The sequence below is a fragment of the Algibacter miyuki genome, from assembly GCF_030409805.1.
Classification (GTDB): Bacteria; Bacteroidota; Bacteroidia; order Flavobacteriales; family Flavobacteriaceae; genus Algibacter; species Algibacter miyuki.
Map to the genome: position 1 here is coordinate 1 of NZ_JAUFQP010000017.1, position 9,499 is coordinate 9,499.

Genomic DNA, 9,499 nt, shown 5'->3' on the forward strand with positions numbered 1-9,499 from the left:
ATAAACCTAAAAACAAAAAAATAAGTCCTATTGGAAAAGGATTACCAATAGCAAACTTTGACGGTGTCATTAAATATGGTCCATATTATTACGCTACGGATTGGACAGGAGGAAGATTACTAAAAATTAACAAAAAAGGTGATGTAAAAGAAGTGATTTCTGGATTTTCACAATTTGCAGATTTGGGTATTAACCCAGAAAAAGGTCTCATCATGATTCCTGAAATGAGCAAAAATCGCTTCATTTTTTTTAATTTAAAATCATTCTAAACAAACATCATTAATAACTAATAATCAATTAATTAACACCAAAACCACTTAAAATAATTACTCTTTTCACTTATAATTTACAAGGTACTACAGGATAGACAAATTGGTTAATGAATATACTTTTGAACTAACATTTTTAACAAACAAACCATTATGGAAAACAATACGAAAACTTTTAAATACGTCGATTATTTATGGGACGATCAAAAGGCATTATCATTAGGTGATAACCAAGTAGATTTATTTTTATACCGATCTAATATTTTAGGGGCAGATTTACGAATTACGAATTACGGTGGTGGTAACACAAGCTGCAGAACCATAGAAAAAGACCCACTTACCAATGAAGATGTTGAGGTAATGTGGATTAAAGGTTCCGGTGGTGATATTGGCACTTTAAACAGAAGTGGTATTGCAGGCATATATACCAACAGGTTACGCGATTTAAAAAATGTCTACGGAGGCTTGGAAGATGAAGACCGCATGGTAGGTTTATTTAACCACTGTATTTATGATTTAGATAGTAAAGCGCCTTCAATTGATACCCCTTTGCATGGCTTATTACCCTTCGCTCATATAGACCACTTGCATCCAGATGCACTCATTGCAGTTGCAGCAGCGAAAGATAGTGAACAAGTCACCAAAGAGATTTGGGGAGATACTATGGGATGGGTGCCTTGGCAACGTCCAGGGTTCGATTTAGGTCTTCAAATAGAAAAATGTTTAGAAGACAATCCTGGAATAAGAGGTATTGTATTAGGTAGTCACGGTTTATTCACATGGGGAGACACTTCTTATGAATGTTACATGAACAGTTTAGAAGTTATTGAAATGGCTTCTGAATTTATTGAGAAAAAAATAAAAGAAAAAGGGAGTGTATTTGGTGGTCAAAAAATGAAAGCTTACCAAAAGAAGAGCGTTTAGAAAAAGCGGCTCAAATTATGCCACTTTTAAGAGGTTTATGCTCTTCTGAGAACAGAATGATTGGTCATTTCTCTGATACAGATGTGGTTATGAAATACATAAATAGTAATGATTTAGAACGTCTGGCTCCAATGGGAACCTCTTGCCCTGACCATTTCTTGCGTACAAAAATTCAGCCGCTAGTATTAACATTAAATAAAAACGAAGATGTATCAGATGCTGATGCTATTTTAAAGAAATTAGAGCCTGCTTTTGATGCCTACCGACAAGAATATGCTGATTACTATAATACATGTAAAAAAGCAAACAGTCCTGATATGCGTGATGCAAATCCAGTAATTATAATTTATCCAGGTGTTGGGATGTTTAGTTTTGCCAAAATAAGCAAACTACACGTGTAGCCAATGAGTTTTATATTAACGCGATCAATGTAATGCGCGGTGCAGAAGCCATTACCGCTTACACCTCTTTACCTAGACAAGAAGCATTCGATATTGAGTATTGGTTGTTAGAAGAAGCCAAATTACAACGTATGCCTAAAGAGCAACCTTTATCTAGAAAAGTAGCCTTGGTTACAGGTGCTGGTGGTGGAATTGGTAAAGCTATTGCAGACAAACTAGCTGCTGAAGGGGCTAATGTAGTACTTACCGATATTAATGAAGATAGTTTAAAAGAAGCGCATGCAACATACAAGCGTGATGTTTCTACTTATGCTATTTGCGATGTAACAAACACCGATTCTATTGCATCGGCTTACAAAAAAGCATGTATAGAATTTGGCGGAGTCGATATTATCGTGCACAATCGTGTAATTTTAATATAAAATAATCTTCTTCATCTTCCGAAAAGGAAATTCCACATGCGCCACGTCACTTAAAGTTATAGATTTGAATACGTTAAAACCATCCGTGTTATTTTGTAACGCTTTCGCGGAAGGCATAACGACAACCTCATGCCTGTGGCTATCTGTTGGTAATAACGAAAATTTTTCTAACGATAAATAAACTCCCGTAACGGTTACGATTACAATAGGAATTAAAGTATAACGTCCTAAAATACTGTGATAATACGGATTAAAATCTTCCTTAATTATTTTTGAAAAAAAAGCTTTAAAACCTCCTTGCCGCTTAGCTATTAAAAAAACACCGCTCACCGTCATTAAAAACAACAAAAAGAACCACACCAATTATAGCGCGCCCAGTTGATTTTAAAAATAAAGACCGATGTAAGTTGGTAGCAAACTTAAAAATTGGAGCTTTTTCTATAATAGCCCCTATTTTTTTTCCTGTAAACGGATTAACATAAAAAGTTTCACTATCCCCTGCTTTAGTAATAACGTCTGCTTGAACAAAATCGTTTTTATCAATTTCTATTTGGATAACCTCATCATATTCCGCTTTCAAAACAGCAATCGTTTTATCCAACGTTAGAGATTGAGCATCCTTAACGGCATACGGTTTTAACTGATTCGAAATAGGCTCAAACGCCAAAAACTACTCCTGTTAAAGCTGCTAATAATATAAATATAGAAGTCGATACAGCCAGCGTTAAGTGGCTGTATCTCCAGATAGAAATCGTCATTTATAATGATTTATTGTTGGGGCATCATGCGTACATAACGTATAAAGCCGCTACCTTCAATTTTACTTTTTACTGTGGCAGATGTGAGTTCAAATTCTACATCGCTTTTATAATATTCTTGATCTTCTACAGCCGACTCGAAACGGATTTTATAACCCGCATCAATTTTATCGTTATCAATCGTGATCACGTTAATGGTACGTCCACCTCCGCTTACTGTTGCTCCTGTTATGGCATCGATATTGGTTCGTGTTTTCCCTTGAAACTTCCACCATTCTGGAATATCAGAATACCATTCATCATCGTCGCCTTGTACATAAAGTGTTTTTTCATATTCGCCCTCTGGGTTTAATAAGGAAATTACCACATAAGCCCCTTCTCCGGTATAATTCGTCATTTGGATCATACATTTATAAGTTGACGAATCGGAAATGGTTTTAAATCCGAACAAACTAAAGACAACAAGACAAGCTATCGGGAATATTTTAAAAATTAGATTTTTATTCATGGGTTTTTATTTTAAAAAATTAATGTCAATTTGGTGATTTTGTAGGTATTCATTTTCTTTTGCTAAATCGTAAACTGTTTCATCAAAATCAGTTCTTATATCTTTTTTAGCACCAATACTTAGAAGATATTTTAAAATCTTTTCGTCTTTAGCCTGCATCACTGCTTTATGTAAAGGTGTTAAACCACTATTATTTTTAGCATTAATATCAACCCCAAAATTATGAACCACTTTTAATAATTCTAAAGCATCACGGTTATCTAAAGCCAAATGATAGGCGCTGTTACCATCTTTCTGACTTGTTTTAATGTTGAATCCCTTATTAGATAATGCCGCCAGTTTTTCACCAAAAGTATCAGACGCCTTCGCGCGGAAACTTTTCAATAAATAATAGCCTAGATTGTTTCCTTTCGCATCGATAACATGAACATCGGCAGCTTTCTTAATTAAAAACTGAACGACTTCCGGCGTATTAGAAATAGCTTTTGTTAAAGCCGATTCTCCATCTTTATTAACTTGGTTAATCGCGTCTGTCTTAGACGCTAAAAAAGCGACTATTTCCAAAGTATTTCTACTGGAAGCATTGATTAGCGCGGTATTACCCTCGACATCTATTTGATTAACAGCAACATCTTTGTTTATAAAATAAGAGAAGGTTTCCAAATCTTTATTACCATAAGCTAAATTATGAAGCGGTGTTTTGCCATCGGTATTAATAATATTCGCCTCTAAACCTAAAGCCTCTAAATATTTTAGATAATCCAAAGTATTGTAACCTTTTCGAGAACCTTTAGTTGCTAAAAACAGTGCGTTTTCACCTTTTTTATTCAAAACTTTATAAGGCACACCTTTTTTTATCAATAACTCCAACATGGCTTTATTCCCCGCTTTTGCGGTATAATTAAAAACGCCATTTCCATCCTGATCTACGGAATTTAAATCAAGTCCTTTTGATGTAAAATAATCGACTAGCTCAAAATTTGCTAAATGTGGTGTTAGCAACAAAAGCGCGTTGGCACCATGCTCATCGACATCGGTTTTAACATCAATGCCATTTTTTATACATATATCATAAATATCAGTATTTGTAACACCAGCAACAGCGGCAAAGGTTAATGGCGAAAAATGATGAGAATCTCGAAGTGAAAAATCGGCATTTTCCGTTGCTAAATATTGTAATAATTCGGCATTATTTTTATATGCCGACCAAAAGGCATAAGTACGTTTATCGTGGGTTAATTTATTAACAGGGTTTCCTATTTTAGTCAGTAAATGTTTAATAGTTTCATTTGGCGCCTCTTGCAAAATAGCATACACCACGGCATCAAAGCCGTTAGAAGTTAATGCGGTAGGATCATGTCCTTCATCTATTTTCTGTTCTACAACTTCAATGCTTGGTTTTGTGCTCCAAAAGTCGCTTTCCAAAAACGTGTTTTTTGTTTGTGCCGATAGCAAGTTTGCGAATAAAAAGGCAACTAAGATGGTGTGTTTATAATTCATATTTATTTTTTTACAAAAGATTCAATAACGGTTTCAATTTTAGTTTTTTCAGTATAATCATCAGAAAACAAGTATTTATAAAGCACCTTGTTTTCCACTTTGTTTTCTAGAGCTAAATTTTGGTTTCTGCTGTAAACATCATCCCATTTATGGCGTACCAAAGCCCATTTATCTTGATTTTCACTCCACCAATCTATGGCACCTTGACAGCGACTATCGGCTACTTTCACGTAAGTATTGTATCCTTTTTCTTTTGCTAAAACCACATCAGGCTTACCTAGTTCCCGCAGTACTTTCGCATTGTCTTGATCGTGCACCCAACCTGTTTGAGTAATTTCTTGGCGGTTTCCTCTAACGGTAATATTATAATCGCTGCGCTTGGTGTATTCCCGCCTTGGTAAAGGTGCATCGGTAGTATTTTCCCAATAGTTTTTACCATCGACATGCACCCAAGTTCCAGAACCTTCGTAGCGCGGACTATCATCTACCTGATAAACTTTTTGCGTCCACTGCCCTTTTACCTCAGCTTTTGGTTTCGAGATATAATTCCACGTATTATCGCCATTAAACATATAGAAATCGGTGTTTTCATAAAGCCAATCTTGTCTCCAATGCTTTACGATATAAGGTTCTGCAGGGTTTCCAACTTGTAATAAATGCTGAATTGAAATTTTGTTTTTATCATCTTCAACCAACTGCGCCCATTCTAATCCTTTATCAATTTTAGTTTCTGAAGGTTTATAAAGCGAATCCTTACTGTAATGAAATGTTTCGGCAAAATTGAAGGTTACCTCGAAACATCCACACATATTTTTAATGGATTCGGCATCTTGTTTTTTCTTTTTCTGAGCATGTCCAAAGAAGGAAAAGGTTAAAATGAATAATGATAAAATTGATAATTGTTTCATTTTTAGTGTTTTGATGTAATTATTAAAAAAATATTAAAATTAATCTATTCTTATTTAGACTGAATTAAAATAAGATATATATTTGCAGCAAATTTAATCAAGAATGATTCTAAATAAAAAGTATTTCGCCATTTATTTTATAACTTTTTTTTCTGGACCACTATTTTCCCAAGAAATTAAACCCGACAGCTTAGCGCTTCAGGCTTTAAAAGAAGTTGTTGTTACTGGGCAATACAACCCGCAATCCATTAAAAAATCGGCACATAATGTAACGGTTATTAGGCGTGAGCAAATCGATAATCAGGCAGCTAATAACTTGGCCGATTTATTGAACTTCAACCTCAACCTTACTATTATTCCGAATTCAAAAACGGGAAAATCGACCATTTCTTTCTTCGGATTAGATGCTCAATATTTTAATATTTTAGTTGATAATATTCCGCTTGTAAGCGATAATGGCTTCGGAAACAACATCGATTTAACGCAAATAAACTTAGACGATGTAGAGCGCATAGAAATTGTAGAAGGCGCTATGGGTGTGGAATACGGCGCTAACGCCATTTCTGGAGTTATCAATATCATAACAAAAAAATCGATAGATACCGATTGGAATATTAAAACTTCCATACAGGAAGAAACCGTAAGCAATGAATATGCCTTATTTGATGAAGGCCGCCACATTCAAGCCTTAAACCTAAGCCACAATTTTAATAGTACTTGGTTTGCACGAGCCGGCATAAACAGAAATCAATTTGCGGGTTTTTATAATGATAAACAAGGCAAAAACTACTATAATGATGATGGTTTACGAGGTTATGATTGGCTACCAAAAACACAAATAAACACGAATGCTCTTATCAATTTTAAGAAAGAAAACTTTAGACTCTTATACAAGTTTGAATATTTTAATGAACTTATCGATTACTACGATACATCGGTTAGAGCCAACATAGACACGCAAACGCAAACGAGCAATCCGGTAGCAACCGATAAAACCTTCACAACCAATAGGTTTGTAAACAACATCAGTATTAATACGTTGGATATTGGCATGCAACAGATGGCGGAAGACGCCATGAAAGAGCATCTTGCTGTATTGCAAAATAACTTTGAAGCATCCTACGGAAATAGAGCGCCTTGGAAAAACAATAAAAAACTCATTGAAGGTGCTTTAAAAAGATTACCACTTTATAAAAAATATAAGGAAGCAGGTTTATCTGAGTCCCAAATTCATGATTCGCTTGCGGTAAAACGTGAAACAGAATTGTTTCAATGGAAAGGTGATACCATTCAAAATATAAGTGTTTTAGATAGTTTACAGCACTATTTAAAGTTTTTAAATACAGGTATGTTGAGTATTGCTCCTAAAACAGGTGCTATTCGAACTTATGTTGGTGGGATTGATTATCGTTACTTTAAATACGATCATATTTCGCAAAGTGAGCGCCAAGTGGGTTCAACATTTAAACCGTTTGTGTATACTGCTGCTATTGAAAATGGAATGGAACCTTGTACTTACTTTTCTTTAGCAGAAGTAACTTATAGTAATTATAATGGTTGGACGCCTTCGAATTCTGGTGGTGAAAATGAAGATGAACACCTTAACTATAATTTGGAAATGGCTTTGAGTAATTCGGTTAATACCATTGCTGTAAAGGTTTTAAATGAAGTTGGAATTCCTAAAGTGCTAGAACAGGCAAAAAAAATGGGGATTAATAAAGCGTTGCCCAACTTACCATCTATAGCTTTAGGAGTTGCAGAAATTAACTTGAAAGAACTTACGGGGGCTTACGCCAGTTATGTAAACAATAGCAAACCGGTTACACCTTATGCAATTACTAAAGTTACGGATAGAAACGGTAGAGTTATAGCTGAGTTTGAACCAGAAGTGGCTGAGCCTGCTTTTAAAGATTATACTCGACAGGTGATGTTGGAAATCATGCAATCTACAGTGAATAAAGGAACGGCTTCAAGGTTGAGAACAGCTTATGGATTACGAAATGATATTGCTGGGAAAACCGGAACAACACAAGATAATAAAGATGGTTGGTTTGTTGGAATTACACCAAATTTAGTGACTGTAACTTGGGTTGGGAACGATAACCAAGCCATTGGTTTTAGAACCACAGGGCTAGGGCAGGGTGCAAATTCAGCACTTCCTATATTTGCCAAGTTTTATTCTAAATTGAATGAAGACTCTACGTATAACGGCATAACAAAAAGTCGTTTTGAAGCACCTGCAGACCAAGTCATTTCCGATTTAGATTGTAATGAAGAAAAACGAGATGGTTTTTTTAAAGAATATTCAGTAGTAAAAAGAAGAAGCGGAAATTTAAAGGCAATAAAGACTAGTTAAAACAAAAAAACGCACATCCATTGATGTGCGCTTTTTTTATTTCTTCTGTAAAAGAGAAAGTTATTAGAATTTATAACTTAAACCAACAGTGTAATAAGTTTGTAATTTGTTATCTACAGAGTCAAATGTTTCGGCTGGGTTACCACCATCTACTATTGCTAAGTTTTGGATATAATCTAAAGCTTCTTGTTTGTTACTTCTTAATCCAAAATCGAAACCAACACCAATCATTTTCCATAGTGTGTAGCTAAACGAGTTGGTCCAAGTAAAGTTGGATAAATCGCTAGATTTGTAGCTTTGGAATGTAGAGAAGTTTGTTTTGAAGTTAATTGCTCCAATTTGTCTTGTATAGTCTGCAACTATTTTAGCACCTAAAGACGATTCGAAAACTGAATCACCATCAGCAAATACAAAGTTGTAGTTTAAAGGATGAATAACAACAATTAAGTTTTCAATAGGTGTCCATGTAGCACCAATACCTACGTCTAAATATCCAGGATCGTTAAAGTTATCTAGTAAAGTTGTTCTGTATTCCAATAATCCAGAAGCCGCTAATGTTTTAGTAATATTTCTACCGTATAAAGATGAAATATTAAATACATCAGTAGTTGGACTAAAACCTTTATCGTCATCCGTATTGTTGTCTTTGTTATCTAGTTTTACCCAGTTTAAATTTGTGTTTAACGAGTTTCTCCAAAAGAATTTATCTTCAATTAAATTTGCGTAAGCGTTTAAAGTAAACCCAATGTTACCAGATGCGTTGTTTGGTGTGTCTTGCGAGTACCAGTTGTTAAAGTTAGATAAGCTACCACCAATAGTACCAAAAGCACCTTTTCTCCAACCTGGAAGTGCGTCAATTTTTGCTTGTATGGCAGTTGCTTCAGCTTGAGCAGCATCGGCTATAGCTTGTTTTTCTTCTTTTTGAGCGTGTAATTCTTCTTTAGTTTGCGCATTTACGGAAACCATTCCGATACAAATGCCAATAATAATAACGTTTTTTTCATTTTTCAGTTTGTTTTAATTTGCGTGCAAATATAAGTTATTTTTAAGTTTGATACAAAACGATAAAGCGGTTTATAACGTATTTGCTTTTATTGTTTGGACACTAAATTTGCTATTAAGTCACAATGAAATTAGGGAATTATCTCTTTTTGAAAAGGGGTACAGAGGAACATGCTTCGCCGTACATAATAGATTTGGCAACGGGTTGTAATTTTGTGGCCAACATGATGTATGCGTTTTGTGGTACCGGTTTTTTTGAGCAACCTTTTATAATAATGGGTTTGTCTTGAAACTCGGAAACATCTAAATTTCCAATAATATCTTGATAAATTGCGGTTTCTAAGTTTTCTAAGTCTCCTATAATGGTTTTATTGACGTAAGGTTCTAAATGAATGCTTAAAAGCATATAGGCCCAACCCGGAATTATAGCATCTGTACTGCAGGTTAAAGC

The 9,499-nt window shown here is 34.8% G+C and carries 9 protein-coding genes and 1 pseudogene; 3 read left to right on the forward strand and 7 right to left on the reverse strand.

Translation table 11 applies throughout. From position 1 onward, the window contains the following. The coding region (locus QWY92_RS19565) for a hypothetical protein (protein ID WP_290274876.1) at window positions 1-269 on the forward strand (269 nt) is incomplete at its 5' end. A 153-nt stretch (window positions 270-422) separates the two neighbouring features. Next, window positions 423-2,013: pseudogene (locus tag QWY92_RS19570) on the forward strand (bifunctional rhamnulose-1-phosphate aldolase/short-chain dehydrogenase); the annotation flags it as partial. Here QWY92_RS19570 and QWY92_RS19575 read toward each other — a convergent pair. The 5 genes from QWY92_RS19575 to QWY92_RS19595 all read right to left on the reverse strand — a co-directional run bounded on the left by QWY92_RS19575 (window position 2,008) and on the right by QWY92_RS19595 (window position 5,690). Continuing rightward, a complete protein-coding gene (locus QWY92_RS19575; RefSeq protein WP_419761795.1) occupies window positions 2,008-2,352 on the reverse strand; it encodes a PepSY domain-containing protein in 345 nt (114 codons plus the stop codon). The pseudogene QWY92_RS19570 and the gene QWY92_RS19575 sit on opposite strands and share 6 nt — an antisense overlap. Further along, window positions 2,321-2,683 carry a hypothetical protein gene (locus tag QWY92_RS19580; RefSeq protein WP_290274883.1) on the reverse strand — a complete coding sequence of 121 codons (363 nt, stop codon included), beginning with the start codon at window positions 2,681-2,683 and terminating at the stop codon, window positions 2,321-2,323. The genes QWY92_RS19575 and QWY92_RS19580 overlap by 32 nt, the downstream gene beginning before the upstream one ends. A 101-nt stretch (window positions 2,684-2,784) precedes the next feature. Next, complete coding sequence (locus QWY92_RS19585) at window positions 2,785-3,282, reverse strand: DUF2271 domain-containing protein (RefSeq protein ID WP_290269163.1); 498 nt, start codon at window positions 3,280-3,282, stop codon at window positions 2,785-2,787. A 6-nt stretch (window positions 3,283-3,288) separates the two neighbouring features. After that, window positions 3,289-4,782: an ankyrin repeat domain-containing protein gene (locus QWY92_RS19590; RefSeq protein ID WP_290269164.1), complete on the reverse strand. Its 1,494-nt coding sequence runs from the start codon at window positions 4,780-4,782 to the stop codon at window positions 3,289-3,291. A 2-nt stretch (window positions 4,783-4,784) separates the two neighbouring features. Then, window positions 4,785-5,690, reverse strand: a complete 906-nt coding sequence (locus QWY92_RS19595) for a DUF6607 family protein (RefSeq protein ID WP_290269167.1) — start codon at window positions 5,688-5,690, stop codon at window positions 4,785-4,787. Between the two features lie 103 nt (window positions 5,691-5,793). Between QWY92_RS19595 and QWY92_RS19600 the strand changes: the two genes are divergently transcribed. Then, window positions 5,794-8,046, forward strand: coding sequence for a penicillin-binding transpeptidase domain-containing protein (locus tag QWY92_RS19600; RefSeq protein ID WP_290274885.1), 2,253 nt, complete (start codon window positions 5,794-5,796; stop codon window positions 8,044-8,046). A 63-nt stretch (window positions 8,047-8,109) separates the two neighbouring features. Here the strand turns inward: QWY92_RS19600 and QWY92_RS19605 are convergent, their stop codons facing one another. Together QWY92_RS19605 and QWY92_RS19610 are read right to left on the reverse strand one after the other, a co-directional pair. After that, window positions 8,110-9,012 carry a DUF3078 domain-containing protein gene (locus QWY92_RS19605; protein WP_290274890.1) on the reverse strand — a complete coding sequence of 301 codons (903 nt, stop codon included), beginning with the start codon at window positions 9,010-9,012 and terminating at the stop codon, window positions 8,110-8,112. A 175-nt stretch (window positions 9,013-9,187) separates the two neighbouring features. Further along, window positions 9,188-9,499, reverse strand: a 312-nt coding sequence (locus QWY92_RS19610) for a DUF2480 family protein (RefSeq protein WP_290274893.1), incomplete at its 5' end; no start/stop codon positions are given.

What these genes read in the sequence shown, in the direction of transcription:
- QWY92_RS19575 (WP_419761795.1), bottom strand. Translation starts at nt 2,352, where the DNA reads ATGACGGTGAGCGGTGTTTTTTTAATAGCTAAGCGGCAAGGAGGTTTT.
- QWY92_RS19585 (WP_290269163.1), bottom strand. Translation starts at nt 3,282, where the DNA reads ATGAATAAAAATCTAATTTTTAAAATATTCCCGATAGCTTGTCTTGTT.
- QWY92_RS19590 (WP_290269164.1), bottom strand. Translation starts at nt 4,782, where the DNA reads ATGAATTATAAACACACCATCTTAGTTGCCTTTTTATTCGCAAACTTG.
- QWY92_RS19595 (WP_290269167.1), bottom strand. Translation starts at nt 5,690, where the DNA reads ATGAAACAATTATCAATTTTATCATTATTCATTTTAACCTTTTCCTTC.
- QWY92_RS19600 (WP_290274885.1), top strand. Translation starts at nt 5,794, where the DNA reads ATGATTCTAAATAAAAAGTATTTCGCCATTTATTTTATAACTTTTTTT.
- QWY92_RS19605 (WP_290274890.1), bottom strand. Translation starts at nt 9,012, where the DNA reads ATGGTTTCCGTAAATGCGCAAACTAAAGAAGAATTACACGCTCAAAAA.